This window comes from Natrinema sp. CRL1 (assembly GCF_059162405.1).
Genome location: NZ_JBLVOY010000002.1, coordinates 906843 through 932862, shown reverse-complemented (window position 1 = coordinate 932862; position 26020 = coordinate 906843). Strand labels below are relative to the sequence as shown.

Genomic DNA, 26020 nt, shown 5'->3' with positions numbered 1-26020 from the left:
CGTTCCGCGAGAAGCGCTGTGACAGCGGAGTCACTGGCACATCGACGCATGTGTGATTGCCGATCTGAGTACTACGGACGACCAGCCGTCGAATGATCGCGACTCGTTGACACGGATCCGGTGACAGTCGGCGAGCGAGCCGTCTGTAGTGACGGACAGGTGATAATATCCGGGGCTACCGCCGTAGATTCCCTCGGCTGAAAACTATAGTAACCTTTAGATCTTTCTATTCAGAGATTATTTCTGGGAGTAGTGGACCATCTCGACGAAATCTCTGTCGAGGAATTGCAAGATGCTCTCGACAACGTAGAAAGAAAGAAGCCGATATAACGGCTTTTAGGGCAATAGCGTACAAAAACGGCGTTGCACAGACTGAACTAGCCGAGTGGTACGGCGTTCAGTGACGTACGATCTATAGCTGGCTCACGCGACTCGCACTGACAAGTCGCTTGAGCAGGCTGTCTCTAATGCTCACTGATCTGGAGGAAAAAGAAAGGTCTCAGAAAAAGAGTAAGAAGAATCTGAAGAAGCTGTTCACGATCCACCCGAAGAAGTTGGGGTTGACGCGCCGGCGTGGACACCGGCGCTCGTCCAGTAGTATCTCGACGAGACCTACGATGTTGAGAACTCAATCCCGAGTTGCCGGCGGTTGCTCAAAGTGGCGGGATTGAGCTATCAAAAACCACGCCGCACAGCCGCTGAAGCTGAGACTGACGAACAAGAGACGTTCCACGAAGAACTTAAAAAAAGCGGCGGGAAATGGACGCCACAGTAGTCTGTATCGATCAAACCAAGAAATCCGTCCAAGCTGAGCCGCGTGCCGCGTGGTTTCCGCGCGGCACGCGACCGTCTGTTAAGTTGTCCGGACAACGCGACTGGACGTGTCTGTTAGGCGCGATCACCGAGGACGATGATCGCTTTTTCTCTCGATTTGAAGAGTACGTGACCGCCGATCACGCAAAACATTTCATTCTCGCGTTATGCAAAGAGTTCGAAAATAACTAGATTATTGTGTTGGATGGTGCGCCGTATTTTCGGGCGTGGGTCGTCACGTTACCAGCGTATTCACCGGAACTCAATCCAGTCGAAGAGTGCTGGAGACAGCTGCAATCAGCTCTTAGCAACCGGTTCTTTGACTCACTTTCTGTGCTCACAACAGCGATCGATACCGCTCTTGATCAACTCTCCATTCCCAAAGTGAGCAATTATTTCTAACTCCTACTATAGTTCAGAACGGACCGCCAACTTCGAGTGGAATCGGCGCGGACAGCTTCGCCGGAACCCGAAGCGAGTACGAGCACAGATTCGTTGAGTCGATCTCCCGAAGCGAGTTACGAAAGCAAGGATTGGACGATGTCGCGCCCTACCTCCGGCGTCTGCTTGTAGCCGAACTCGGCGAGTTGCCACGCCTGTGACCGCCAACGCGCGTCGAGTATCAATCGTGGCTCGGGACCGAATTTGGCTTTATAATCGGCCAGGCTGGGCACCATCGCCGTCGTCAGATCTACCCGATCTAGCCCTTTCGATGCGGCTTGTTCAATAACGTGCCAATAGAGGAGTTCGTTGACCGGAAGATCGACATCGGTTACGGCTCCGCCCTGCCAAACGTGCATCGTGTCTCCGAACTCGAGGGAGATCAAGCCGCTAACTAACTCACCGTCGGTATAGAGGCAGTAGGGGTGGACCTGCTGATCTGGGAGCGCCGTATGGAACTCCGCCATGAACTCCGGCGTAAGACCGTACGTCTTCTCCTGTTCTTCGTAGCGGTCGCGGACCTGTCGAGCGATCGTTCGCGTGTCTTCGACACTTCCCTCGGCAATCTCGTAGGCGTCGGTATCGGTGTTTCGTATGATCCGGCGGGCCTCACTCGTAAGATTGTCGAACAGTGTTTCAACGTCTTGAGAGAGATCGACGATGTATATGTACGCGGGGACTGCCTCGAAGTCGTTCCAGATATAGGGCCGGATATCAGTATACCGGTCGCCGCATCGAATGGAAACCATATCGGGCTCGATTTCCGACCGAATCCACTCCCAGCACGCGTCGATGAATCGTCTGTGATCGGATTCAGCCTTGCGGTTTTTCATCTGCTCGAAATTCAACCGCAGTGGCCCGAGGTGCATCAACTCCGTCTCTAACGGCGGCGATTGGAGCCTGGTAAATGGACCCCAATCGGTTTCGAAGAGCGGAACAAGCCCGACTGGCTCCTGTCCTTTGCGACCGACCAGAAGGTGGAGGTCAGCACTGAAGTAGTCGGCGAATAAGTTGAGAGCGGTGTACTGGTGAAACGGCGTGGCATGTGGCGCTTGTTCGACATATGAATCCCAGTCGTCCTTGTTTCGTCGAGATAGCTCTCTGACTTCGATCGTCATGCAAAATCACGCACGTTTCGAGCTGTCTTATTACCGGTGTACGCATAGACAACAATTAAATACAATATTATCAGTTTCGATTTATTTTATGCGGGGAACCCACTGAGAAGCCCATTGATAGCTGCGGTCTCCAGAGAACAATTGGTTGTCTCGCCTAACAAGGAACATAAGACTATAATGATATTTATCGCGTGTAGTCTGCACATTCAGCTTCGTGGGGTAACTGAAGAGATGCTCTCGATCGGATCGATTGAATCACGATTCGTTCCGGGGCCTTTTTGCGCGTACCCTGCCAACTCGAACCGTGACCGACGAGGCGATTCCAACCGGCTGTGGCCCGGTCGACGAGTTGCTCGGTGGGGGGTTCGAACGCGGCACCGTCACGCAGTTGTACGGGCCGCCGGCCGCCGGAAAGACGAATCTGGCGCTGTCGGCGGCCGTCCAGACGGCCGTCGACGGCGGCACCGCCGTCTACATCGACACCGAAGGGGTCTCGGTCGACCGCTTCCAGCAACTGCTCGAGGCCACCGTCGAGCCGCAGTCGCCGCGGTCCGACGACACTCGAGACGGGGACGCGACCGAGGACATCGAAGCCGTCGCCTCACGGATCGTCATCGAGGATGCACTGGACTTCGAGGAGCAATCCGAGGCCGTCCGCGACGCCGAGGAGTTCGCCGAGCGCGCCGAACTGATCGTCTTGGACAGCGCAACCGGCTTCTACCGGCTCGAGCGCACCGCCGACGGCGACGAGGGCGAGGCGCTGCGCAGCGTCACCCGGCAGGTGACTCACCTACTCTCGCTGGCCCGGAAACACGATCTGGCGGTCGTCCTGACGAATCAGGTCTTTTCGGACCCCGACTCGGATCGCACCAAGGGACTCGGCGGTAACACGTTAGAGCACTGGACCGGAACCGTACTCCGCCTCGAGCGCTTCCGCGGCGGGAAACGCCGCGCGACGCTGGAAAAACACCGCTCAAAGCCCGCCGGCCAGTCGGCGCAGTTCCGGATCACTGACGCCGGACTCGAGGGTGAAGACGAGACGGTTCGATCCTAATCCGCAGTTTCCATTCGCTCGGTGTGCGTATTGTATTTCTGACGAGTAACTCGATGTGCAGTCCGTTCGACGGCCGAAAATAATCGAGACGCGGTGACGCCGGTGACGCCGGCGACGGCCGTCCGCGGCAGTCCCCGTTACAGTTGGTTCAGCTTTCGGAGGAGCTGGCCGCGGTACTCCTCGTCGCTGGTGACGCCCTTGAGTTCCAAGACGTTGCGCTCGAGCTTGTCGAGTGCGACGCGGAAGGCGTTCTCGGAGCCGTAGCCCTCGCCAGTGCCGGCGACCTGGTCCTTGTTCGTTCGCAGGCGGATCTGACACTGCACGAGCGGGGTGCCGCGGAGTCGCTCCTGATGTTCCTTGAATCGGACGTGTGCGTGCATCACCTGCATGTCCTGGTACTTGTCGACGACCTCCTCGATGTTCTCGACGATGCCCTCTCGAGTGATGGTGTCGAGCATCGAGATGTTGGTGATCTGGACATCCATGTGCTCTTCTTCGGTAAACGTCAGCGCGCGCAACACGTCCGTCTTGGTGATGACGCCGATGACGAGGCGGTCGTCGTCTTTCGGCGTGACCATCAGTCCGGCGTAATCGTCCGCGAGCATCGCTTCGACTGCCTCCTCGGCGGAGGTGTCGAGCGTCGTCGTCTCGACGGGACTCGTCATGATGTCGTAGACGGGCACGTCGAGCAGCCGTTGGCTGTCGCCGGATCGATCGCCCGTCGTCGTCGTGTGGTTCTCCCGAATGACGAAGTCGGCGATGTCGTGAGTCGTCACGACCCCCGAGAGGTAGCCGTTCTCGTTGAGGATCGGCAGCCGGGAGATGCCGTGCTCGCGCAGGAGGTTGATCGCCTTGCCGATCCCGTCGTCCTCCGTCAGCGTGACCGGATCGTCGGTGTAGACGTCCTCGACGGTCAGCGCGTCCAAGTTCTCGAGGACGGCCTCGAGGATGGCGTCATCGGTGATGACGCCCCAGAGCTCGCCGTTTTCGAAGACCGGTGCGACCTTGGCGTTGCTCTCGACGAGCACGCGTGCGGTCTCCCGGACGTCTTCGTGGCGGTCGACCTTGGGCGACGGCGTATTCCGACTGGGTTTGGTGAGCGCCGCTACCTTGGCGTCGTCCTCGACGTGGGACTGGAGGACCTCCCGCTCGCTGATGACGCCCTCGTATTCCCCGTCGTTCGTGACGATGATTCCCTTGGGGTTGCCGTCCTCGAACATGGACCGGACTTTCCCCATTCGCGTCCCGACGTCGACTTCGATGAACTCCGTGGTGGCGATATCAGCGATATTCATCTTCCTACGTGAACGTAGAGCCGCCGGGGTATTTAAGATACTGCCCGTTTTGTCCAGGTGGCTCCAGCCCAGATGTTTTTATATTGGCCGTTGAAAGACGGTCGATGCTCGATATCAGCGTCTTCGGTCGCTACACCTACCTCGTGACGGAGGTAGTCTGGGGAACCGTCGCCGCCCTGTTGCTGTTCCGCGCGAACGCCCTTCGGAAAGCAGCAGTAACCATCCTCGCGTTGTACCCCGTCGCTTACGTCTGGGACCGGTATACCCTCGCTGTCGGCATCTTCGATATCAAACTCCGAACCGGGATCGACATCGCCGGCATCCCGCTCGAGGAACACCTCTTCATGGCGGTCGTTCCCGGCCTCGTCATCGGGTTCCACGAGACGATTTTCGGCGACCGCGACGAGCCACGGCGTCTCACTGACTGTAACTGACCGCGACAGTCTTGTGTCTCGGTCCGGTGAATCAACTCGATGGACGGCCGGCGATCCGAGACGACATCGGCTGGCGCGGACGGGAGCAGTGACCGCGCGTTGCTTCGGGGGCTGCTCAACGTCTTCGTCTCACTTCTCCTCATCTGCTCGCTCGCGCTCGGCACCGCGCTGTTTGCCCCCCAGCTCATCGACGGGATCGATCTCGGCCTCGAGGAGCGACCCTCGCCCAGTTCCGACCCGCCGCCGGCCGGCGAACGCGATTCCAACGTAACCGATCCGGACGACCCCGGGAACTCGAGCGACGAGACCGACGTTGAGACGGTCCGGTCGCCCACCGTCGAGGCATTCGTCCACGCCGAGATCAACGAGCGGCGGGCCGACCACGATCTCGAGCCCCTCGCGTGGGACGGCACGATCGCGTCCGTGTCCCGCGCACATAGCTACGATATGGCTCAGCGCGACTACTTCGCGCACACGAATCCCGACGGAGAGGGGCCGTACGACCGGTTCAGCGCCGTCGACAGCTACTGTCAGGGGTACGGCGAGAACATCGCCATGACGTGGGTCGATCGGCGCGTCGAACGCTCTGGGGAGGCCGGCCCCGTTCGCTATCAGACTGCCGAGGGACTCGCGACCGGGCTGGTCAATCAGTGGATGAACTCGACGGACCACCGAGAGGCGATCCTCGAGGAAGGCGAGACGCCCCGCTGGGACCGCGCGGGCGTCGGCGTCTACATCGACGATGATGGCTCGGTCTATGCCGGCCAGAACTTCTGTCGCCAGTGGTAGCCGTCGTTCCGCGCCGGTCTCCATCGCCATCGCGATCCGCGACCGCTCGGCGCCCGGTCCGTCTCGAGCGGTGACAGGCGCGGCGGGAATCGCCGGCCTGGGCCGGCCGCAGGAACTGCGAACGACTTACACGTTATTGGTCCCGATCGTCGTACACGTCGTATGGAACTCCCGGAGACACTCACTGCGATCTATCGGACGGCCAGCGACCGCGATCTGACCTTTCTTGCGGCCGGCTTCGCCTACTACGCGTTCGTCTCGCTGATTCCGCTGGTCTTGCTTGCGCTCGTCGTCGGCTCGCTGCTCGGCGGCGAGCAGGCCGCCCAGCGGCTCATCACCGCCGCCGGCGACTTCCTCCCGGCGTCGGGCGAAGACCTCGTCACCGATGCCCTGACGACAGAATCCGGTCGCGCGGAGGCGACCGTCGTCGCCCTCGCCGTCGCCACGTGGGGCGCGCTCAAGGTCTTTCGCGGGCTGAGCCTCGCGTTCGACAAGGTCTACGACGAGGTCGCCGAGGACTCACTCGTCGATCAGATCAGGGACGGACTCACGGTGATCGTCGCGGGGGCAGGTGCGCTCGCGCTGATGCTCGGGATCGGTGCCGCGCTCAGAACCGTCGCCGACACCGTCCCGTTCGCGGGCGTGCTCGGCTGGCTCGTCCTGCTGGCCGGGCTCGTCCTCGTCTTCCTCCCGATCTATTACGTCCTCCCGCCGATTCCAGTCGACCTCGGCGAGATCCTCCCCGGAGCGGTCTTCGCCGCCGTCGGCTGGACGGTCCTCCAGCTTGGCTTCCAGCTCTACGCGGCCAACGCCGCCCAGTACGAGGCCTACGGGGCCGTCGGTGCCGTCCTCCTGTTCGTCACGTGGCTCTACTTCGCCGGCATCATCATCCTCGTTGGGGCCGTACTCAACGTCGTCCGAGCACGACCCTCGATCGCAGGATAGTCCCGTTTCGACCGCCGTCTTCCTCGTTTCCTGAACGTCACACAGGGGAAAGATTATGTCCCCGGGAGCGACAGCCTCCACCATGAGCGACGAGCAATCGACTCCCGCCGGGGCCGACGAAAACGGTGCGGCGGACGAGACAGACGAGGCCGATTCGGGTGACGCCCTCGAGCCCAACGGCGGCCCCCAGCGCGTCGTCTCCGAGGAGAGCGTCGACGACATCCTCGACTCGCTGGACGCGACGAAATCCGCGTCGGCGAACGCGGCGTCGGCCGACTCGAGCACGTCTGAGACGGTGGCCACGACCTCCTCCGAGGCCGACTCCGGGCTCGAAACCGATGCCGACGACTCCCCCGACCCGGCCTCGAGTGACACCGAATCGGCGGGCGGAGCCGACACCGGGCTCGACGGGTCGGACTCGAGTGCCGAGAACGCTGAAAGCGACCCTGAGCTGTCTACAGTTGACTCGGCTGCGGCTTCTCTCTCGGACAATATTGGCGGTGACTCGCCCGAGGACCTCGCCGCCCGCGTCGAACGGGGCGACATCACCGGCGCTGACGTTCGTGCGGCCGAAGCCGGCGAGGACCGCGAGTCGACCCCCGAAATCGACGATGTCGACCTCTCGATGGACGACCTCGAGACGACACAAGCCGGCGGAACCACCGGTGGCACAAACGTGCCCGACGACGCCGGTCCGCTCGCCGGTTCAGTCGACCCTGACGACGGACCCGCGACGGGCGATGACGAGGATACACCCAGACTACTCGGCCGGCTCAAGAGCTTCTTCTCGCGATAACGCGGCCTCGAGGGGTCGCGATTCGGACGGCGCTATATCCCTCTTCGATTATCTGCTCGCTCAAGAGGACTCGAGCGGTCTCGCGGGCCAGTTAGCCGACCAGCGAGATCAAGACGAACATCGTCGCGATCGAGGCGAGCGTCGTGACGAAGACGTTCAAGGATGCAAATTTGCTGTCGCCGCCGAGTTCGCTCGCGAAGACGAACGTCGAAACGGCCGTCGGGGTGCCGAGCATCACCACGGTGGCGGTAAACGTCGCCGAATCGACGGCGAGCATCGAGAAGACGGCCCACGCGAGGACGGGCATCAGGCCGATCTTGAGCGCGACGACGGCGGCGGTCGCACCGACGTCGATCGACGGGATGTCGACCTCCAGCGAGGCACCGACACAGAGCAGCGCGACCGGCAAGGCGAGCGACCCGACCGTGTCGAGGCCGGTCGCGGCGAGCGACGGGATCGAAGCGCCGACCGAGCCGATCGTTAGCCCGGCGAGCAGCGCCAGCAACACGGGGTTTCGCGCGAGCCCGCGGAGTTCCTGCCCGATCGAGGCGTCGGTCCCGTTGAGCATCGAGAGCACGACGACCGTCAGCGGCACCTGCGCCAACGACACGACGCCCAGCACGACGCTTGCGATCGCCGTCACCGAGTCGTTGAACGTCGCGGCGACCAGCGGCAATCCGAGATAGCCCAAATTCGAGTGATAGGACTGAACGATCGCGACGCTCTGGCGCGCACTCGAGTCGCGGTGGCGGTGGGCGAGCCACGCGAACCCCGCGGTCGCGAACAGCACGAACAGGAGCCCGCCGAGCAGCGCGGGCGAAAGGAGGGCACTGATCGATCGGTCGTAGGTCGAGACGAAGACCAGCGCCGGGAGCGCGACGTAGTAGGCGGTATCGTTCAACAGCGCGGTCCGGCGCGCGTCGAGCACGCCGACCGTCCGCAATCCCGCCCCGACCAGCAACACGACGAGCAGCGCCAACAGTCGACCGACGACTTCCATACTCCGGCCGAATCGACTCACGGGTTTGAACTCCCCGGTCCGGGCAAGCCACCGGGCGTCGTAACGTATCGGAAAACTAACAATAGGTGGCCCAAGAGGACATCCAATGTCATCCGAGGACGCTCGAGACTGGGCGGCCAGCCGAGAAACGACGAACCTGCTTCTCGGAACGAATATCGTCGTGCTCGCCGCGGGCTTCGTTCGCCTCGGGTCCGTCGGTCCGCGGCCGATACAGTGGCTTTCGGAACTGCTACTCACGCTCGTGTTGGCCGTCGCCGTCGCGCTCGTCGTCGGGCGACTCTTCAACTACGGCTAACGAGCGAGTTGCAGCATCGATAGGTGTCTCTCGCTGGAACTGCTCGAGGGCTCGCAAACCTACTCACGGACACTAGATCTCTCAATTGGTAGAAACGTGATGGAGCAGATTTGAACCACGCCGAGACGTGCTCACTCCGTTGCACGCGCCTCGTCTGGTTCAAGCTGCTGTATCAATTTTCGAGCGACGCGCTCGTCGCGTCGCTCCTCGCGTAGTGTCGCTCGAAAAGTGGGTTGGAGCAGATTTGAACCACGGTCACAGCATAGCTGCTCCCTGATTCAAATCTGCCCAACGTGACGATTCCGTCGCTCGCGGAGTAGCTCGCGACAGAAGTAGTGGGTTGGAGCAGATTTGAACTGCCGGCCTCCTCCATGTCAAGGAGGTGTCGTAACCAGACTAGACCACCAACCCTGGTTTGGCTTTCGTCCGTGGCCTGCGTCGCCACGTTGTCTGCACTCAGTCGTTGCCCGCCACACCAATTGAAGGTTTCGAATCGACTGCCGTACGCGAATCTCCACCACGCACCCGTCCGACACGCTTAAGTCGATGTACGGATTTGGGCATTACAAGACAACTACGTACATTGGTGTCCACTATGCAGGAGTATGTCGAACGAGTCACGGACGGGGAGGATCTCACGCAATCGGACGCTCGAGCGGCTTCGACGGCCGTTTTCGAGGACGCAACGGAGGCACAGATCGGCGCGCTGCTGGCGGCGCTGCGCTCGAAGGGAGAGACCGAAGCCGAGATCGCCGGCTTCGCCGAGGGGATGCGAAACGCGGCCAGAACGATCTCGCCGGATCGGGAGCCGCTGGTCGACACCTGCGGCACCGGCGGCGACGATTACAACACGATCAACGTCTCCACGACGAGCGCGATCGTGGCCGCCGGGGCCGGCGTTCCAATCGCCAAACACGGCAACTACTCGGTTTCGTCCTCGTCGGGCAGCGCGGACGTGCTCGAGGAAGTCGGCGTCGACGTCGAGGCCGAACCGCCGGCCGTCGAGGACGCGATCGAAGCCGACGGCATCGGCTTCATGCTCGCGCCGGTGTTCCACCCTGCGATGAAGGCCGTCATCGGCCCGCGCAAGGAACTCGGCATGCGGACGATCTTCAACGTGCTCGGACCGCTGACCAATCCCGCCGGCGCGGACGCACAGGTCGTCGGCGTCTACGACCCCGATCTCGTTCCCGTACTCGCAGAGGCGCTCTCGCGGATGGACATCGACCGCGCGCTGGTCGTCCACGGCGCGGGCACCGACGAGATCGCCATCCACGGCGAAACCCACGTTGCAGAGGTCAACGGCGAAGCTGTCGAAGAGTACGCGCTCGAGCCGGCGGATCTCGGGCTCGCGGAGCACGACATCGGCGACATCGCGGGCGGCTCGCCCGAGGAAAACGCGGCCGATATGCGCGGGATCGTCGAGGGCGACGTGACCGGCGCGAAACGGGACGTGATCCTCGCAAACGCCGGTGCAGCGATCTACGTCGCCGGCGAGGCCGACTCGCTCGAGGCGGGCGCTGCGGTGGCCCGCGAGGCGATCGAGGACGGCGAGGCGGCGCGGAAACTCGAGCAACTCTGTGGCGCGACGGCGCGGGCGGAGGGCCAATGACCCGCGTCAAGGTCTGCGGACTGACCACCGAAGCCGATCTCGAGGCCGCGATCGACGCGGGCGCGGACGCGGTCGGAATCATCTGCGACGTGTCGGTCGACACGCCCCGAGAGGTCTCGATCGAGCGAGCCGCGGCGCTCGCGGCGGCGACCCCGCCGTTCGTGACGAGCGTGCTCGTGACGATGCCGGACGGTCCCGAGGAGGCAATCGAGCTGAGCGAGGCCATCGAACCCGACGCGCTCCAGATCCACAGCGACATGCGAGTCGGCGACCTCGCCTACCTGCGCGCGAAACTCGAGACGGACCTCCTGCTCGCGGTCGACGCCGACGACGCGACGACAGCCGAGACCTACGACGATATCGTCGACGCGCTCATCGTCGACACGGCCGGCGACGACGGGGGCGGCGGCACCGGCCGCACTCACGACTGGGACCAGACGCGGATGGCCGCCGCGGACCTCGAGTCGCCGCTGGTCCTCGCGGGCGGACTCACGCCGGACAACGTCGGCGACGCGGTCCGGACCGTCGACCCCTTCGCGGTCGACGTGGCAAGCGGGGTCGAGAAACGCGGCGGTGTCAAGGACATCGACGCCGTGCGGTCGTTCGTCGACCGAGCCAAGAACGCACGCAAACCCGCGGAGCCGTAACCGTGACCATGCACGACTCCGATTCGACGCCGACTGACCGGCCGGTCTTCGACATCGACCGCGAGACGTTTTGCGATCACGCGGGCACGAGCGAGCAGCGGGCGGACCGACCCGCCGTCGTCCACACCGTCGCGACCCTCGAGTGCGAGACGACGCCGCTTGCGGCCTACGCGGCGCTGACCGGCCGCTCGGACGCGGTCGATCGCGAGCGCTCGCCGTACGCTTTCCTGCTCGAGAGTGCGGAGAAAACGGCCTCGAGCGACCCGGACGGCGCGTTCCGGCCGAGCGCCGCGGACGCCGAGCGCCACGCGCGTTACTCCTACGTGGGGTATGACCCCGAGGCCGTCGTGACCGTCGAGTCCGGCGAGGCGACCGTCGAGGCGCTGACCGCGGACGCGCCGCTCGACGCGATCGAGACCGACGCCGAGGGCGACACCGTCGACGCGCTGCGGGCCGCGATGCCCGACGTTCGCCTCGAGAACATGCCCGATCACGACCGCCAACATCTGGAGGGCGGACTGGTCGGCTTTCTCGCCTACGACGCCGTCTACGACCTCTGGCTCGAGGAGGTCGGCTGTGAGCGGCCGGACTCACGGTTCCCCGACGCGCAGTTCCTCCTGACGACGAAGACGCTGGCCTTCGACGAGCGCGATGGGACGGTCTCGCTGGTCTGTACGCCCGTCCTTGAGGCCGACGACGACCCCGGTGCGGTGTACGACGCGCTCCGAGCGGAGGCCGACGACGTCGCGGCGACGCTGCGGGCGGCCACACAGCCCGAAACGGGCGGCTTCGTCCGCGAAGACGAGGTTGCTGGTCCCAAAGACGAGTACGAGGAAAGCGTCCGACGGGCCAAAAAGCACGTCCTCGACGGCGACATCTATCAGGGCGTCATCTCCCGAACGCGAGAGCTCTACGGCGATGTCGATACCCTCGGCTTCTACGAGGCCATGCGCGACGTGAACCCGTCGCCGTACATGTACCTGCTCGATCACGACGACCTGACCGTCGTCGGGGCGAGCCCGGAGACCCTGATTTCCGTACGCGGCCGTGAGGTCATGTCCAACCCCATCGCCGGCACCTGCGACCGGGGCTCGAGTCCCGTCGAGGACCGGCGGCTTGCAGGCGAGATGTTGGCCGACGGAAAAGAGCGCGCCGAGCACACGATGCTGGTCGATTTGGCGCGCAACGACGTACGGCGGGTCTCTGAGCCAGGCTCGGTCCGGGTTGACGAGTTCATGAACGTCCTCAAGTACAGCCACGTCCAGCACATCGAGTCGACCGTGACCGGCACGCTGGCCGAGGACTCGGACGGGTTCGACGCGACTCGAGCCTCGTTCCCCGCCGGCACCCTCTCTGGAGCCCCGAAGATCCGGGCGATGGAGATCATCGACGACCTCGAGTCTACCCCTCGCGGCCTCTACGGTGGCGGCGTCGGCTACTACTCGTGGACCGGCGATACGGATTTCGCGATCGTGATTCGAACGGCGACAGTTGAGGAAGGCGCGGCGCCACGCGCCGCGGATACGCGAGCGGAGCAGGATGCTCCGCGAGCCGAAACGGATCGCGATCGGATTACGGTTCAGGCCGGAGCGGGACTGGTCGCCGACAGCGATCCGACCGCCGAGTACGAGGAGACCGAGAAGAAGATGGGCGGCGTCCTCGCCGCACTCGAGGCGATCGAACTACCGGGAGACGGGTCGACGCCCGACGACGAACCCGAGGCGACGGCAGAGGTGAGCCGATGAGCGCGCCTGCAACGCAAGGCGACCACAACGACGCGGACGCGGAGCCGCTCACGGTCCTGTTCGTCGACAACTACGACTCCTTTACCTACAACCTCGTCGAGTACGTCAGCCAGCAGGCTGGCACCGAAACCGAGGTGCTGAAAAACACCGCGTCACTCGCGGACGTGCGCGCCGTCGATCCCGACGCGATCATCGTCAGTCCGGGGCCGGGGCATCCGAAAAACGACCGCGACGTTGGCGTCACGATGGACGTGCTCCGGGAGGTCTCCTCCGAGGTTCCGATCCTCGGCGTCTGCCTCGGTCTCGAGGCCGCGGTCTACGAGTACGGCGGCACCGTCGGCCGCGCGCCCGACCCGATCCACGGCAAGGCCTCCGCGGTCGACCATGACGGAGAGGGCGTCTTCGAGGGTCTCGAGCAGGGCTTTCGCGCGGGGCGGTATCACTCGCTCGTCGCGACCGAGGTGCCGGACTGTCTCGCGGTCTCGGCGACCGCAGAACACGGGGACGAGACGCTCGTCATGGGCGTCCGCCACGAGGAGTACCCCCTCGAGTGCGTGCAGTTTCACCCAGAGAGCGTGCTGACGGCGGCGGGCCACGACGTGATCGAGAACTTCCTCGCGAGCGTCTGAGTGACAGTGTACGCTTCTCGCCGCGATTGCCGGGTCACGTAGACGGAGAAAGGACGACTTCTCAGCACGCAGTTTGGGGTCAGAGGGGCGATTCTACAGTTTGGCTATCGGCCTGCTCCTTATACGCCGGGGAGCAACTCGAGTTGCCCGACCGCGTAGAGGGCGGCGAGGACGACCGCGGCGACGATACCGACGCGGACGGCCAGTTTGATGGCGATTCGGAGGGCGATAACCGCGACTGCGAAGGCTGCGAGGGCGGCCAGCACCAGCAGGATCGGTGGTGCCGACAGCAGTGCATCGATCATACGGACCACCCAGTACCGCAGGGACGTAATCTTTCTGGATATCGTGACTGACTCCCGAGAGTGAGTGACTCGAGTACGGATATCGGTCAGTCAGGCCGGATCACCGGGAAACGGGAAATTCGCCCGATTGCGACGGCCTCGTGTCGGAAACAGTCACGGTCAATTCGGTCTGAAAATCGTTAAGGCAGTCGACCACGTAAGGTCTATTGACCGCACAGGCGGCCGTCTCGACGGTCGCCAGCAGAACAGAAACGAAAGGTTACAGAGATATCTCTACAACCGCAATTGTATTACTACAAGAAAAGTAGGACAACAACACCACGTTTTATGAGGTATCAATGAATATCGAACCTTCGTTACGAATGATGCGAGCTACGACCCGGTCCGACGCCAGAATCGACGTGTGGCAGCGGTGTACCGACGAGGTGACTCACGCGTGAGCGATGCCGAACTCTCCGCGGCAGATCTCACTCTCCCGATCAAGCGCTCCGATGGGGACACCTTAGAAGAGCGATTGACCGACAACGCCTATCAGAACATTCTCCCGGCCCGTTATCTCCGGAAAGACTCGAACGGCGAACTGATCGAGACCCAAGAGGATCTCTTCGACCGCGTCGGCAAAAACGTCGCGCTGGCCGAAGCCGTCTACGAGGCCGAAAAGCGAGACCTCGAGATCACGGTCACGCCCGACCAGCTAAAGCCCGACCACCCGCGCCGAGACGAACTCGCCGCGGAGGTCTTCGGCGAGGGTGTTACGGCCGACGACGACGACGCGGAAACCGTGCTGACCGAGCACAACGTCAACAAGTTCGCCTACGAGACGGTCGTCCCCGAGCTTCCCGACGAGGTACGAAACCACGTCGAGGACGTCGCCGGGACGTTTACCGACGGAATGGAGTCGCTTTCCTTCATGCCGAACTCGCCGACGCTGATGAACGCCGGTGACGAACTCCAGCAGCTCTCGGCCTGTTTCGTCATGAGTCCCGACGACGACCTCTCGGACATCCACGAGACCGCAAAGAAGGCCGCGGAGGTCTTCCAGTCCGGCGGCGGCGTCGGCTACGGCTTCTGGCAACTGCGCCCCTACGGCGACTCGGTCGGCTCGACGGGCGGTATCGCCTCCGGCCCGATCACCTTCATGCGGACCTACGACCAGCTCTGTGAGACCATCGCGCAGGGCGGGACCCGACGCGGGGCCCAGATGGGCATCATGCGCGTCTCCCACCCGGACGTCATCGAGTTCATCCACGCCAAGAACAAGGATGTCTCGCTGGCCCATACGCTGCGACTGAACGACCCCGACGACTACACCTACACCACCTTCTCGGAAGCGCTCGAGGAGGCCCGCGAACTGATCGACGAGGACGGGCGGGTCCCCAAGCACCTGCGCAACGCCGTCGAGGGCCACCTCTCGAACTTTAACATCTCCGTCGGCGTCACGGACGACTTCATGGAAGCCGTCCAGAACGGCGAGGAGTACACCTTCACCAATCCGCGCACCGAAGAGCCCCACATCGCGAGCGAGGAGACCAAGGAGATGTACAGCCGCTACGACCTCGGCGAGCACGTCGAGGTCGGCGAACCGCTCTCGATCCCCGCGGAACTCGTCTGGGAGCGCATCGTCCAAGGCGCACACGAGAACGGCGAACCGGGCGTCATCTACCTCGAGCGAGTGAACAACCAGCACTCCTTCGATGTCGAGAAACAGGAGGACCACCAGATCCTCGCGACCAACCCCTGTGGCGAACAGCCCCTGGAGGAACACGAGGCCTGTAACCTCGGCCACATCAACCTCTCGACGCTCGCGGATCTCGACGCCCCCGACTGGCGCGTCTGGTCCGACGAGCACGGCGACGAGTACGACTCCCAAGCGGCGGCCATCGACGCCTTCCTCGAGGAGGCCATCGACTTCGAGGAGTTCGACGAGCGCATCGAGTACGGCACACGCTTCCTCGAGAACGTCGTCACCATGTCCGACTTCCCGGTCGAGGAGATCGAGGAGAAGGTCCGAGACATGCGAAAGATCGGACTCGGCATCATGGGACTGGCCCAACTGTACGTCCAGCTCGGCATCAAGTACGGCAGCGACGAAGGGAACGAAGTCGCCCGCCAGCTGATGACCCACATCAACCACGGCGCGAAAGCCAAGAGCCACGAACTCGCCACCGAGCGCGGCTCCTTTAACGACTGGGGCGACTCGAAGTACGCCAACCCGACCGAGTACCGCGAGTGGTTCGAGCACCAGACCGGCGAGGACGCCGACGACTGGGAAGAGGGCTTCCCCATCCGCAATCACAACGTCACGACCATCGCCCCGACCGGGACGACCTCCATGGTCGGCAACACCACCGGCGGCTGTGAGCCCATCTACAACGTCGCTTACTACAAGAACGTCACCGACGACGTCCAGGGCGACGAGATGCTCGTCGAGTTCGACGACTACTTCCTGCGCACCCTCGAGGCCAACGACATCGACGTCGACGCCGTCAAGGAGGAGGCCCAGGAGCAGATGGCAACAAACCAGTTCGACGGTGTCGAGGGCCTCTCGACCGTGCCCGACGCCATCGGCGAACTGTTCGTCATCACCAGCGACCTCTCCGCGAAACAGCACGCAGCAGTGCAGTGTGCCTGTCAGAAGGGCGTCGACTCCTCGATCTCGAAGACGGTCAACGCACCGAATGACTCCTCGCTCGAGGACGCCAAGGAGGTCTTCGAGTGGGTCTACGAGAACGGCGGCAAGGGCGTCACCTACTACCGCGACGGCACCCGCTCGAAGCAGGTGCTGACGACGCGTGCGGACAACGCCGACTTCGCCGACGAGACCGAAGCCGCACAGGCCCTGGTCGAACAGATCGACGAGATCTTCGGCGGCCTCGAAGGCTTCCTCGAGAGCGAGGAAGTCGCGGACGTCCTCGAGGAGGACGTCGACGCGCTGCTCGGCGAGGACGGCCAGCCGATCGAGGTCGACTTCACCGAGAAGCGCGAGCGCCCCGACGCCCTGCAGGGCGTCAGCCAGCGCATCGACACCGGCTACGGGAAGATCTACGTGACGATCAACGAGGACCCCGAGACCGGACAGCCGTTCGAACTGTTCGCGAACATCGGCCACTCCGGTGGCTTCACCAACTCCTTTACCGAGGCGCTGGCGAAGGTCATCTCGACTTCGCTGCGTTCGGGCGTCGACCCCGAGGAAATCGTCGACGAACTCTGTGGCACGCGCTCGCCGAAGGTCGCGTGGGACAAGGGCGAACAGATCCAGTCCATCCCGGACGCCATCGGCACCGCGATGCGACGCTACCTCGAGAACGAGATCGACAAGCCGTACCCGAAACAGCAGACCCTCGAGGAGTCCGCCGACGCGGAGATCGCCGACTACGACGGCCCCAAGACCGACGGCGGCGCGGCCGCCGCCGATAGCGGATCGGGCGCGGACGCTGACGACGACACGACTCAGGACCTCATCGACGCCGGCGAATCGCCGGAGTGTCCTGACTGCGGCTCGATGTCGCTGTACTTCTCCGAAGGCTGCAAAACTTGCGAGAGCTGTGGCTGGAGCGAGTGCTGAGCGCTGACTGAGGCCGTTTCGGATCTCTTTCGTCTCAATCTTCTCCCGATTTCGCGTCGCCGTGTGCCCGGAAGCGCCACACTTAGCACCGGTCGGCGAGTACCCAGTCGTATGACTGCCGACGGTGTGGACGGTGCCGCAGGCGGTGCCGATGGTGACGGGTCAACCGGCAGTGCCGCTACGGCGACGGACGACTCGAGCGACCGAGCCGCCGGCGCACCGCGCTGTCCGCACTGCGAGGCTCCGATGTACAAACGTCACTGCAAGTACGTCTGTCCCCAGCACGGGGTCATCCTCGACTGCAGCGACCCCTTCCGCTGAACGCCGCCTTTCTCGCCGAACGACCGGTTCAGTGCCCGACTCGAGCACTGAGTTGCCCGGAACCCCTACAAGACGACGGTCTGTGGTCTCGGACACTGAGCTCTATGTCTGCGCAACCGACGATTCTCGTCGTCGACGACGAACGGGAACTCGCCGACCTCTACGCGATGTGGGTCGGCGAGGATTACGAGGTCGTGACCGCCTACGACGGCCGGACCGCACTCGAGCAGTTGAGCGAGTCGATCGACGTCGTTCTACTCGACCGGCACATGCCCGATATCACCGGGGATCGCGTGCTCGAAGAGATCCGCGCGGCGGGCTATGACTGCTGGGTGATCATGGTGACTGCCGTCGATCCCGGACTGGATATCGTCGAACTGGACCTCGACGATTACGTCACGAAGCCGGTCACGCGAGCCCAATTGACCCGGATCATCGAGAACCTGCGGGTCCAGTCGCGCTACGGCGACGGCGACCGGCGCGAACTCGAGTCCCTCTCGAACAAGATGGAGACCTTAGAGGACGAACACTCCGTCGAGGAGTTGACCGAGACCGAGGGCTACCAGCGACTCGAGTCGGAACTGAAGGACCTGAGCGATTCGCTGATCGAAGACATGAACGAGTGATCGGACACCGATATCGCACAGTTGCAGTCTGATTTTCCCGGTCCACGTCTCCGATCGTCCGGCAATCGGCTTCCTGCCGCTCGAGCCCCTAGCTATCCGTCGATCGCCCTGTACTCCCGGTTCGAGTTTGCTCCGTCCGGAGCGCACGGTAGACAGGACCAGCGAGGAGGACGACGGCGGCAAGCGCACAGGCGACCGAAACCGCCGCGCCGAGTTCGCCGAATCCGCTCGAGGTGATCGTCGCCGCCGAGGCACCGACGACGACCGCGGCGATCGTCCACGGGAGTTCGCCGATCGCGGTCCCGACCACCAGTTGGCGGGGCGTAACGCCGCTGACGGCGGCGGCACACGTCGCGACGTCCGACGGGATCGGTGCCAGCCGCGAGGCGGTGACGCCGCGGAGCGGCCCCGCCGTCTCGTAATAGCGCGCGACGGCGTCGCCGGCCCGCTCGAGGACTCGAGAGCCCCCGCCCTCACTCTCAGCGCGGGCTTTGCGGGCTGTATCTGTCTCGCCGGCGAGCCAGCGAGCGACGAGAAAGACTGGGAGCACGGTCGTGACGACGCCGACGAGCGCGATCGGGACGCCGGCCGCGACGCCGAAGCCGTAGCCGACGACGACGGCGAGCGGCGTCGTAGGCCACGCAAGCAGCGGCCGGACGAGATAGAGGCCGGCGACGACGAGGCCGAACAGGAACGGGTCCGCGACGAGGGCATCGACGGCTCCTATCACCCGCGAGGGCGAGACGAGCAGGCCCGTGGCGACCATGCCGCTGGCCACGATTGCACCGGCGAGCGCACGCGTTCGGACCGACGACACCGACATTCGACCTGAAATCCCGCTCGAGCGTTGAAACCTTTGTGTCTCTCCCGACTCGAGGCGGATTCGAACTAAGTAGCTCTCGGACGGGTCGACGCTGCTCGCGCTCTGCCGGCGATGGTTGCGTGGGCCGGTCACGTGTCACGTGAGACCGTCGTTTCCGTGTGACCCCGCCGCAGTCGCCGACCCAAAGGAAAGGGCTTTTATAATCACACTGGATACGAATGAGTGCAGACAGAGACCGCGAGCGTGGGTAGCCAAGCCAGGCCAACGGCGCAGCGTTGAGGGCGCTGTCCCGTAGGGGTCCGCCGGTTCGAATCCGGTCCCACGCATCGCACAGGTGGCTGAGCTCCACCAAAGATCGATGCAGGTGATTTCCCTTCGTGGACATCACCCACGCATAATCCTTTCCGACACTATTCCCGATGAGCGATGGCTGTGAGCATCGCGTCGACACCGAAGACGAAAACGAGTGGTGACGGCTCTCCACCGGAGACGATAACCACTTTCACCCTCCGCTCGAACGACCACACATGGAATACGTCCCTCGAGAGCGCGTGCGCCTGCTCACCGGCGTCTTGAGTGTGGTGTCGTTGGCAGTCGTCTTCGCGGCCGCCGGCGGACGCATCCCGTCCTCGAGCGTGCCGGCGGCCCCGGAGTGGGTCATCGACACGATCCCGCTGGTCAACGCCGTGCTCAGCGCGATCGCGATCGGGACAATTACGGTGGGCTGGCGGGCGATTCGCCGCGGCGATATCGAGCGCCACCGCGTCGCGATGCTCGCCTCCTTCGGGCTGTTCGCGGGTTTTCTCGTGCTCTATCTCTACCGGCTGACCGTCACCGGCGGCCCGCAGCCGTTTCCCGGCCCCGACGCGGTCTACCAGTTCGTCTATCTGCCGTTGCTCGCGATCCACATCCTCCTCGCGATCGTCTGCATCCCGCTGCTGTACTACGTCCTGCTGCTGGCCGGGTCTCGTCCGGTCGCGGAGATTCCGAAAACGAGTCACGCCCGGATCGGCCGCGTCGCGGCGACGCTGTGGCTGATCTCCTTTTCGCTCGGCATCGTCGTGTTCGTACTCCTCCACGGCGTGTATTAACCGGAGCGGCCACTGGAGACGGAAAAAGACAGTTTTGGAAAACGCCGCGAGGAACCCCTTCAGTCCAGAATGTCGCCGATGCGGCGGGGCTCGCCCTGCAGATTCGGCTGTTCGGCGACGATCTGTAACACCTCGTGGTCGGTCACGTCGTAGTAGGATTTCTGGGTCGCTTCCTCGATGAGTTCCTGCTCGAGGCGGAACTCGGTGCCTTCGTAGACGACGTCGACGCCCTTGTCGTCGAACGCGAGCGTGGTCATAGCTGCTCGTATGCAGCGGGGGTGTAAAAGCGAGGCGACTGGACTCGACGGCTGATACGGATTGCTGTGCCGATGTACTGATCCAATCCCAGAGCGACGGGGTCGATCGGCAATGACTACAGCAGATCATATGACGCGACTCGAGGGCGACGGGACAGACGGGCGTCAGACGGACGACTGACGACGCGCGAGCTTTATTAGGCGGTACTCCCTTTGGATGCGAGTGTGGCCTTCAGCAGGGATCCGCTCGACGAACTCGTCGTCCCCGACGGAACGGAAGCCCAAGAGCGCGACCTCGTAACCGACGGGGATGTCCTCGTGGGCGGCCGATCCACCATCGGGTTCGGCGTCCGCGGCCGAAACGTGCTGGCCGGCGAGTCGGCCGAGTTCGGCGGCGCGATCGAAGCCGACGGCGACTGTCGGCTCGACATGTGGTGTGACGTCGCCGAGAACGTCCTGGTCGGGCAGGACGCCTACATCGGCGAGCGCGTCCACATCGGCGGCCGACTGAAAGTCGCCGGCGACCTCGACATCGGCGACGACGTCGAGATCGAGGAGGGATTCGAAGCCAACGGCTGGATCGTCATCCGGAACCCGATGCCGACGATCGTCTTTCTGTTCGTCTACCTCAAACACCTCCTCCTGATCGGCGAGGACGACGCCGCACAGCGGCTGATTTCCGAAATCGTCGACGAAGATGAAGACGAGGACGAACCCGACGCCGAACCGCTCGTCATCCCCCGCAACGCGACCGTCGGCGACGACGCGTGGCGCGTCTCGACGCCCGCGACGATCGGCGACGACTGCCGACTCCACGGCAACGTCCGCGCCGAGACGATCGACGTCGGTGCCGACTGCAACATCTTCGGCAGCCTCCGGGCACGCGGCGACGTCACCGTCGGCGAGGGGACGCGTATCCACGGCGACGTGACCACCCGCGACGGCGACGTGGTCGTCGAGCGCGACGCCCGCGTCCTCGGCGATGTCTCCTGTGCGGACTTCGAACTCGGCCCGGACGCCGAAGTCGACGGGACGATCCGAGCCGACGGCGAGATCACGATGCGGACGACCGAACGCGAACGCGAATAACGAGGCAGCTACCCGGACGATTTCTCGATCGCGGTAAAACGTCACCCGTGATGGTCCCGAACGACGAGTTCGGGCTGCGGACCGCGTTGCATACCACGGTCCGCCGTGGCGGCCACGGCAGCGGATGAACATAGCCGGATTAGCGGTCCACAGGGTCCCGTAGACTGCGGCCGAACTCGACGTGCTCGAGGACGCGGTGAATCGCTGTCTCGAGACCCAAACCAGCATTGATATGACACGGATGTTGACACGCATGCCAGAGCGTTAATCGGGGGCGGGCTCGCGGTCGGTACGGTGAGCGCGATCGAGAACCGAAATCGGCGTCAACGTGTCCCAAACCGACCCGTACTTGACTCCCACGCAGTAGACGGGTATTCGACTATTCCCGTTGGGCACAAAGTCAGCCTGATGGCACGAGACGATCGGTTATCCCGACGGCGGATGCTTCAGTTGACAGGTGTTGCGGGTTCGACGGCGTTCATCGCCGGCTGTGGTGGCGGCGGTGGCAACGGAAACGGTAATGGCGGTAACGGTGGCAACGGTAACGGTGGTGGCGGTGACGGCTACGAGATCGAACCCGGCACCGAAATCGATTTCAGCGGGCAGACCTCCGAGTGGGAGGGGCTCGCACCCTCTCAGATCGAGGGCGAGTCGAACCCGACGCTGATCCTACAGGAGGGCGAAGACTACACGATCGGTTGGTCGGAAGGCGACGGGTCCGGCCACAATATCGAGATTCGAGACGACAGCGACGAAGTGGTCGACGACCTCTCGACCGAAGTGGTCTCGGAGCCCGACGAGGAACAGATGCTGGATATCACGGCGAGCAGCGAGATGGCCCAGTACGTCTGTCAACCCCACGAAACCCAGATGGTCGGCGATCTCCAGATCGAAAGTGGCAGCGGCGGTGGTGGCAACGAATCGTCGACCGGCAACGAGTCCGAAGGCGGCAACGAAACCGAGGGCGGTAACGAAACTGCGGGTGGCAACGAATCGTCGACCGGCAACGAGTCCGAAGGCGGCAACGAAACCGGCAACGAGTCCGAATAAGACGTCGGCAACCGTTCGACGGCGTCTCGATTCGCCCCCGACCGAACCGGCCGTTAGTAAATGAGTTCGTCGTCGTTTTCGACCATGTACAGCGTCCGCGCAGCGATGTTGACCGTGTGATCGCCGACGCGCTCGAGGTCCCGAATCGTCAGCAGGAGCCGCGAAACGTCCTGAAGGATGCGCTCGACCTCGTCGGCCGAATCGAGTTCGCGTTCGATCAGATCGCGGACGACCATTTCGCTTGCCCGTTCCGCGAACTCGTCGAGTTCGTCGTCGCGGGACGCCAGTTTCCGACACGTGTCGGTGTCCTCGTCGTCGTAGGCGACCATCGCGTCCTCGAGCATGTCGAGCGTGAGGTTGCCCATCTCTTGGACGTCGACGTCGGGGAACAGGTCCTGTTCGGCGTCCATCGTGTACTCGCCGAGGTTGGTCGCGAGGTCGGCGATCCGCTCGAGGTCAGTGATGATCTTGAACGAGGCGGCGATAAACCGTAGGTCGCTTGCGACCGGCTGCTGGAGCGCGAGTAGGTCGATGCAGTCCTGCTCGAGATCGAGGTACATCCGGTTGATCTCGCCGTCGCCTTCGATTACTTCCTGAGCGAGCGAGACATCTTTCTGCTCGAGAGCGTCTAGTCCCATGCGAAGCCGCTCCATGACGACTTCGCTCATGTAGAGGACGTCTTCACGGAGTTCCGTGAGTTTGTCTTGGTAGGATTGTCTGGCCATGATGCAGCCACCTTTCCGGGCAGGGTTATAGTTTATGCTCAGCGAGGCGAGCGGACGGCGGTCGTCTCGTGTCATGACGGGTTCGCCGACCCCGAACGGGCTGTCTCGAGAGCGAACTAACAGTAGTTTGGCCATCTGTCTCGGCGCGATAGTAACCACTGACAGTCAGTGCACACCTAATCGCATGACTGCGTCGCGATCAGTGTGTACATCGTTTCAGTGGCTACTATATTTCGACGGAATACCTCGTCTCGAAACATTGCACGAGTGGAAAATACTATACGATCGTTTGGACAAAGTTCACTACAGACGACAATCAATGTCCAATTCCATAATTATTCCGACGGACGGGAGCGAGTATGCCGAAAAAGCGTCCGAAATCGGATTTGAATTCGCCGAGAAGATCGACGCGACCGTCCACGCCCTCGCCGTCGGCGACGTGAATCAAACGGAACGGTCGGCCGTCGGCGGCGGCCCGCCCCGGACCGTCGACGACGTAACCGAACTCGCGGAGTCGTGGGCCGCCGACCTCGCCGCGGCCGCCGAGGAACGCGGACTCGAGGTGACGACGGTCGTCCGGAGCGGCCGTCCTGCAGAGGAGATCACCGACTACGCGGCGGCACTCGACGCCGACATGATCGTCATCGGGACCGCCGGGCGGAGCGGCCTCGAGCGCCGAGTCCTCGGGAGTGTCACCGACAAGGTTGTCCGAACCGCACCGGTCCCGGTCGTCACGGTTCGGCCCGACGGAAGCATCGACGCCGCCTGAGAGGGGGAGGGCGCTCACTGCCTGCCGGTTCGGATTACGACGTGGTATCCCATTGTGAACCCGCGTCGGGCTACCGGAACCGCTCGAGTGTGCGTTTCGGAGTGGGCGCATCGATCGGGCGCTCGAGATCGTATTTCATGCCGAGTAACCCACCGAGGATGAGAGTGACTGCGACGACGGACGCGAGCATATTCAGGAGCAGCCAGTCGACGGACGTTCCGTACAGTGTCGGATCGACGGGGGAAAACAGTCGAACGCCTCCGGTCAGCATATCGAAGACGACGTGCGAGCCGAATCCGACTGCGGCGGCTCGCCACGGGCCGACATACGAGAGGAGGACGATCACGATGATCCCGCCGAGCAGCGAATGCGTCAGTCCTCGATGGCTCCATAGCGGCCCCGTAACGTATCCGAGTTGCACCAGCGGCCGGAAGACGAAGGTATCGATATCGGGGACGGCGGCCGCGAGCGCCGCGACGAGAGACGGCTCCGCCCGTTCGGAGCGACAGACGAGCACGGCCAGTGCGAGCCCGATTAGAATGTGGACTCCAGTGGCAACCATGTCTTCCAAGTCATGTGATATCGGCGCATAAGCAACGTGGTTAGCAATCGACACTTACTCGCGATGCAGACGGTCTCTCGAGGGAGTCGACTCACCGAATATAGTAGCCACTGACAGTCAGTGCACACCTGATCGCACGACTGCGTCGCGGTCAGTATGTACATCGTTTCAGTGGCTCTATATGAACACGCCGACTCGATGCGACAACTCGATGTCGCCACTCGAACGACAATGTGGCCGACAGAACGCGAGAAACGGATCGAACGAGTGCCTGCGGATTAGCCGAACTTACCGGTGATGTAGTCTTCGACGCGGTCGTGCTCGGGGTTCTCGAAGATCTTGTCGGTGTCGTCGAACTCGACGAGTTCACCGCCGGTCAGGAAGACCGCCGTTTTATCCGAGATACGGGCCGCCTGCTGCATGTTGTGCGTGACGATGACGACCGTATACTCCTCGGCTAAGTCCTCGATCAGATCCTCGATCTTCGAGGTTGCAACGGGGTCCAGCGCCGATGCCGGCTCGTCCATCAGGATGACCTCCGGGTCCGGTGCGATCGCTCGCGCGATACAGAGCCGTTGTTGCTGGCCGCCCGAGAGGTCAAGTCCGCTCGAGTCGAGTTGATCTTTCACTTCATCCCAAAGTGCAGCCCGGCGAAGGGCGTCCTCGACAATCTCGTCGTAATCGCCATCGACGCCCTGTACGTCTAGCCCGTAGGTGACGTTGTCGTAGATGCTCTTTGGGAATGGGTTCGGAGCCTGGAACACCATTCCGATCTTACGTCGGAGGACAACCGGATCGACATCGTCGTCGTAGACGTTCTTCCCCTCGAAGAGTAACTCGCCGTCGACACGTGCGGCGTCGACAAGGTCATTCATCCGGTTGATACACCGGAGGAAGGTCGACTTCCCGCAGCCTGAGGGACCGATGATCGCCGTGACCTGCTCAGACGGGATTTCGATGTCAATCGACTGCAGTGCCTGAACATCGTCGTAGAAGACATCGAGATCTTGGGATTCGATCACGGTCCGGCCCTCGCTTTTGGACGGACCCGTACTCCCGTCGACATCGATCGACGAATCGACGAGGGGCTCGGTCGTCGGATCGGAGCCCTCGAGGTCGTTGTTCGCGAGGCTCTCTCGCCCCCCGTCGGTCGCTTGGTTATCGGTACGGCTGTCCGGATCAGTCATTTGATCTCGTGTCATG

At 63.1% G+C, this 26020-nt stretch carries 26 protein-coding genes, 2 tRNA genes and 1 pseudogene; 19 read left to right on the top strand and 10 right to left on the bottom strand.

Annotation, left to right across the window (positions count from 1 at the left end; genetic code table 11):
• The first annotated feature begins 252 nt into the window (after positions 1–252).
• Positions 253–1215 (top strand): annotated as a pseudogene (locus ACJYUO_RS10475) (IS630 family transposase).
• A gap of 116 nt (positions 1216–1331) precedes the next feature.
• Here the strand turns inward: ACJYUO_RS10475 and ACJYUO_RS10470 are convergent.
• Positions 1332–2003, bottom strand: a complete 672-nt coding sequence (locus tag ACJYUO_RS10470) for a GNAT family N-acetyltransferase (RefSeq protein ID WP_494345310.1) — start codon at positions 2001–2003, stop codon at positions 1332–1334.
• A gap of 658 nt (positions 2004–2661) precedes the next feature.
• Between ACJYUO_RS10470 and radB the strand changes: the two genes are divergently transcribed.
• A complete protein-coding gene (gene radB, locus ACJYUO_RS10465; protein ID WP_494345391.1) occupies positions 2662–3426 on the top strand; it encodes a DNA repair and recombination protein RadB in 765 nt (254 codons plus the stop codon).
• 137 nt (positions 3427–3563) lie between these two features.
• Here the strand turns inward: radB and ACJYUO_RS10460 are convergent, their stop codons facing one another.
• Entirely contained in the window at positions 3564–4721 is a 1158-nt protein-coding gene (locus ACJYUO_RS10460) for a CBS domain-containing protein (RefSeq protein WP_494345309.1), read from the bottom strand.
• A gap of 104 nt (positions 4722–4825) precedes the next feature.
• Between ACJYUO_RS10460 and ACJYUO_RS10455 the strand changes: the two genes are divergently transcribed.
• The 4 genes from ACJYUO_RS10455 to ACJYUO_RS10440 all read left to right on the top strand — a co-directional run bounded on the left by ACJYUO_RS10455 (position 4826) and on the right by ACJYUO_RS10440 (position 7685).
• Positions 4826–5155: a lycopene cyclase domain-containing protein gene (locus tag ACJYUO_RS10455; protein WP_494345308.1), complete on the top strand. Its 330-nt coding sequence runs from the start codon at positions 4826–4828 to the stop codon at positions 5153–5155.
• Positions 5156–5194: 39 nt separating this feature from the next.
• Positions 5195–5944, top strand: a complete 750-nt coding sequence (locus ACJYUO_RS10450; RefSeq protein ID WP_494345307.1) for a CAP domain-containing protein — start codon at positions 5195–5197, stop codon at positions 5942–5944.
• Between the two features lie 162 nt (positions 5945–6106).
• Positions 6107–6889 (top strand): YihY/virulence factor BrkB family protein, encoded by a 783-nt coding sequence (locus ACJYUO_RS10445; RefSeq protein WP_494345306.1) that lies wholly within the window; start codon positions 6107–6109, stop codon positions 6887–6889.
• 82 nt (positions 6890–6971) lie between these two features.
• Positions 6972–7685, top strand: a complete 714-nt coding sequence (locus ACJYUO_RS10440; protein ID WP_494345305.1) for a hypothetical protein — start codon at positions 6972–6974, stop codon at positions 7683–7685.
• A 91-nt stretch (positions 7686–7776) separates the two neighbouring features.
• Here the strand turns inward: ACJYUO_RS10440 and ACJYUO_RS10435 are convergent, their stop codons facing one another.
• Positions 7777–8685 carry an AEC family transporter gene (locus tag ACJYUO_RS10435; protein WP_494345304.1) on the bottom strand — a complete coding sequence of 303 codons (909 nt, stop codon included), beginning with the start codon at positions 8683–8685 and terminating at the stop codon, positions 7777–7779.
• 106 nt (positions 8686–8791) lie between these two features.
• Here ACJYUO_RS10435 and ACJYUO_RS10430 point away from each other — a divergent pair, with 106 nt between their 5' ends.
• Entirely contained in the window at positions 8792–9001 is a 210-nt protein-coding gene (locus ACJYUO_RS10430; protein WP_494345303.1) for a hypothetical protein, read from the top strand.
• Between the two features lie 336 nt (positions 9002–9337).
• On the opposite strand, the gene ACJYUO_RS10425 is transcribed toward ACJYUO_RS10430, so the two are convergent.
• A tRNA-Val gene (locus tag ACJYUO_RS10425) sits at positions 9338–9412 on the bottom strand.
• Positions 9413–9596: 184 nt separating this feature from the next.
• Between ACJYUO_RS10425 and trpD the strand changes: the two genes are divergently transcribed.
• From trpD to trpG, 4 genes are read left to right on the top strand one after another with little or no spacing between them, the layout of a single operon-like run.
• A complete protein-coding gene (gene trpD, locus ACJYUO_RS10420; RefSeq protein WP_494345302.1) occupies positions 9597–10613 on the top strand; it encodes an anthranilate phosphoribosyltransferase in 1017 nt (338 codons plus the stop codon).
• A complete protein-coding gene (locus ACJYUO_RS10415) occupies positions 10610–11260 on the top strand; it encodes a phosphoribosylanthranilate isomerase (protein WP_494345301.1) in 651 nt (216 codons plus the stop codon). The genes trpD and ACJYUO_RS10415 overlap by 4 nt, the downstream gene beginning before the upstream one ends.
• An 8-nt stretch (positions 11261–11268) precedes the next feature.
• On the top strand, positions 11269–13005 hold the full coding sequence (gene trpE, locus ACJYUO_RS10410) for an anthranilate synthase component I (protein ID WP_494345300.1): 1737 nt from the start codon (positions 11269–11271) through the stop codon (positions 13003–13005).
• Complete coding sequence (gene trpG / locus ACJYUO_RS10405) at positions 13002–13634, top strand: anthranilate synthase component II (RefSeq protein ID WP_494345299.1); 633 nt, start codon at positions 13002–13004, stop codon at positions 13632–13634. Before trpE ends, trpG begins: the two co-directional genes overlap by 4 nt.
• A gap of 119 nt (positions 13635–13753) precedes the next feature.
• Here the strand turns inward: trpG and ACJYUO_RS10400 are convergent, their stop codons facing one another.
• The gene (locus ACJYUO_RS10400) at positions 13754–13939 is read right to left on the bottom strand and encodes a DUF8029 family protein (protein WP_006431256.1); all 186 of its coding nucleotides are present in this window, start codon (positions 13937–13939) and stop codon (positions 13754–13756) included.
• A 436-nt stretch (positions 13940–14375) separates the two neighbouring features.
• Here ACJYUO_RS10400 and ACJYUO_RS10395 point away from each other — a divergent pair, with 436 nt between their 5' ends.
• From ACJYUO_RS10395 to ACJYUO_RS10385, 3 genes are all read left to right on the top strand, one after another.
• Positions 14376–17504: an adenosylcobalamin-dependent ribonucleoside-diphosphate reductase gene (locus ACJYUO_RS10395; protein ID WP_494345298.1), complete on the top strand. Its 3129-nt coding sequence runs from the start codon at positions 14376–14378 to the stop codon at positions 17502–17504.
• A 111-nt stretch (positions 17505–17615) separates the two neighbouring features.
• A complete protein-coding gene (locus ACJYUO_RS10390) occupies positions 17616–17825 on the top strand; it encodes an HVO_2523 family zinc finger protein (protein ID WP_494345297.1) in 210 nt (69 codons plus the stop codon).
• 104 nt (positions 17826–17929) lie between these two features.
• Entirely contained in the window at positions 17930–18451 is a 522-nt protein-coding gene (locus ACJYUO_RS10385; RefSeq protein ID WP_494345296.1) for a response regulator, read from the top strand.
• Between the two features lie 88 nt (positions 18452–18539).
• Here ACJYUO_RS10385 and ACJYUO_RS10380 read toward each other — a convergent pair whose 3' ends face one another.
• Positions 18540–19274: a TVP38/TMEM64 family protein gene (locus tag ACJYUO_RS10380; RefSeq protein ID WP_494345295.1), complete on the bottom strand. Its 735-nt coding sequence runs from the start codon at positions 19272–19274 to the stop codon at positions 18540–18542.
• Between the two features lie 241 nt (positions 19275–19515).
• Here ACJYUO_RS10380 and ACJYUO_RS10375 point away from each other — a divergent pair.
• Positions 19516–19600: transfer RNA gene (locus tag ACJYUO_RS10375), tRNA-Leu, on the top strand.
• Positions 19601–19801: 201 nt separating this feature from the next.
• Complete coding sequence (locus tag ACJYUO_RS10370; protein ID WP_494345294.1) at positions 19802–20365, top strand: DUF420 domain-containing protein; 564 nt, start codon at positions 19802–19804, stop codon at positions 20363–20365.
• 59 nt (positions 20366–20424) lie between these two features.
• Here ACJYUO_RS10370 and ACJYUO_RS10365 read toward each other — a convergent pair whose 3' ends face one another.
• Positions 20425–20622, bottom strand: coding sequence for a DUF5800 family protein (locus tag ACJYUO_RS10365; RefSeq protein ID WP_494345293.1), 198 nt, complete (start codon positions 20620–20622; stop codon positions 20425–20427).
• 225 nt (positions 20623–20847) lie between these two features.
• Here ACJYUO_RS10365 and ACJYUO_RS10360 point away from each other — a divergent pair, with 225 nt between their 5' ends.
• Positions 20848–21711 carry a polymer-forming cytoskeletal protein gene (locus ACJYUO_RS10360; RefSeq protein ID WP_494345292.1) on the top strand — a complete coding sequence of 288 codons (864 nt, stop codon included), beginning with the start codon at positions 20848–20850 and terminating at the stop codon, positions 21709–21711.
• 441 nt (positions 21712–22152) lie between these two features.
• Complete coding sequence (locus ACJYUO_RS10355) at positions 22153–22761, top strand: plastocyanin/azurin family copper-binding protein (protein WP_494345390.1); 609 nt, start codon at positions 22153–22155, stop codon at positions 22759–22761.
• Between the two features lie 53 nt (positions 22762–22814).
• Here the strand turns inward: ACJYUO_RS10355 and phoU are convergent, their stop codons facing one another.
• Positions 22815–23486, bottom strand: a complete 672-nt coding sequence (gene phoU, locus ACJYUO_RS10350; RefSeq protein WP_494345291.1) for a phosphate signaling complex protein PhoU — start codon at positions 23484–23486, stop codon at positions 22815–22817.
• 319 nt (positions 23487–23805) lie between these two features.
• Here phoU and ACJYUO_RS10345 point away from each other — a divergent pair, with 319 nt between their 5' ends.
• Positions 23806–24255 carry a universal stress protein gene (locus ACJYUO_RS10345; RefSeq protein ID WP_494345290.1) on the top strand — a complete coding sequence of 150 codons (450 nt, stop codon included), beginning with the start codon at positions 23806–23808 and terminating at the stop codon, positions 24253–24255.
• A 70-nt stretch (positions 24256–24325) separates the two neighbouring features.
• Here ACJYUO_RS10345 and ACJYUO_RS10340 read toward each other — a convergent pair whose 3' ends face one another.
• Together ACJYUO_RS10340 and pstB are read right to left on the bottom strand one after the other, a co-directional pair.
• Positions 24326–24817: a metal-dependent hydrolase gene (locus ACJYUO_RS10340; protein ID WP_494345289.1), complete on the bottom strand. Its 492-nt coding sequence runs from the start codon at positions 24815–24817 to the stop codon at positions 24326–24328.
• 278 nt (positions 24818–25095) lie between these two features.
• On the bottom strand, positions 25096–26019 hold the full coding sequence (pstB, locus tag ACJYUO_RS10335) for a phosphate ABC transporter ATP-binding protein PstB (RefSeq protein WP_494345288.1): 924 nt from the start codon (positions 26017–26019) through the stop codon (positions 25096–25098).
• Position 26020: the final 1 nt, after the last annotated feature.

Coding starts and splice junctions, on each gene's coding strand:
- ACJYUO_RS10470 (WP_494345310.1), bottom strand. CDS start 2,003: ATGGTTTCCATTCGATGCGGCGACCGGTATACTGATATCCGGCCCTAT.
- ACJYUO_RS10440 (WP_494345305.1), top strand. CDS start 6,972: ATGAGCGACGAGCAATCGACTCCCGCCGGGGCCGACGAAAACGGTGCG.
- trpG (WP_494345299.1), top strand. CDS start 13,002: ATGAGCGCGCCTGCAACGCAAGGCGACCACAACGACGCGGACGCGGAG.
- pstB (WP_494345288.1), bottom strand. CDS start 26,019: ATGACACGAGATCAAATGACTGATCCGGACAGCCGTACCGATAACCAA.
- ACJYUO_RS10455 (WP_494345308.1), top strand. CDS start 4,826: ATGCTCGATATCAGCGTCTTCGGTCGCTACACCTACCTCGTGACGGAG.
- phoU (WP_494345291.1), bottom strand. CDS start 23,486: ATGGCCAGACAATCCTACCAAGACAAACTCACGGAACTCCGTGAAGAC.
- ACJYUO_RS10340 (WP_494345289.1), bottom strand. CDS start 24,817: ATGGTTGCCACTGGAGTCCACATTCTAATCGGGCTCGCACTGGCCGTG.
- ACJYUO_RS10385 (WP_494345296.1), top strand. CDS start 17,930: ATGTCTGCGCAACCGACGATTCTCGTCGTCGACGACGAACGGGAACTC.
- trpD (WP_494345302.1), top strand. CDS start 9,597: ATGCAGGAGTATGTCGAACGAGTCACGGACGGGGAGGATCTCACGCAA.
- ACJYUO_RS10400 (WP_006431256.1), bottom strand. CDS start 13,939: ATGATCGATGCACTGCTGTCGGCACCACCGATCCTGCTGGTGCTGGCC.
- ACJYUO_RS10370 (WP_494345294.1), top strand. CDS start 19,802: ATGGAATACGTCCCTCGAGAGCGCGTGCGCCTGCTCACCGGCGTCTTG.
- ACJYUO_RS10415 (WP_494345301.1), top strand. CDS start 10,610: ATGACCCGCGTCAAGGTCTGCGGACTGACCACCGAAGCCGATCTCGAG.
- ACJYUO_RS10355 (WP_494345390.1), top strand. CDS start 22,153: ATGCTTCAGTTGACAGGTGTTGCGGGTTCGACGGCGTTCATCGCCGGC.
- ACJYUO_RS10460 (WP_494345309.1), bottom strand. CDS start 4,721: ATGAATATCGCTGATATCGCCACCACGGAGTTCATCGAAGTCGACGTC.
- trpE (WP_494345300.1), top strand. CDS start 11,269: ATGCACGACTCCGATTCGACGCCGACTGACCGGCCGGTCTTCGACATC.
- ACJYUO_RS10365 (WP_494345293.1), bottom strand. CDS start 20,622: ATGACCACGCTCGCGTTCGACGACAAGGGCGTCGACGTCGTCTACGAA.
- ACJYUO_RS10390 (WP_494345297.1), top strand. CDS start 17,616: ATGACTGCCGACGGTGTGGACGGTGCCGCAGGCGGTGCCGATGGTGAC.
- ACJYUO_RS10380 (WP_494345295.1), bottom strand. CDS start 19,274: ATGTCGGTGTCGTCGGTCCGAACGCGTGCGCTCGCCGGTGCAATCGTG.
- ACJYUO_RS10435 (WP_494345304.1), bottom strand. CDS start 8,685: ATGGAAGTCGTCGGTCGACTGTTGGCGCTGCTCGTCGTGTTGCTGGTC.
- ACJYUO_RS10450 (WP_494345307.1), top strand. CDS start 5,195: ATGGACGGCCGGCGATCCGAGACGACATCGGCTGGCGCGGACGGGAGC.
- ACJYUO_RS10445 (WP_494345306.1), top strand. CDS start 6,107: ATGGAACTCCCGGAGACACTCACTGCGATCTATCGGACGGCCAGCGAC.
- ACJYUO_RS10345 (WP_494345290.1), top strand. CDS start 23,806: ATGTCCAATTCCATAATTATTCCGACGGACGGGAGCGAGTATGCCGAA.
- ACJYUO_RS10430 (WP_494345303.1), top strand. CDS start 8,792: ATGTCATCCGAGGACGCTCGAGACTGGGCGGCCAGCCGAGAAACGACG.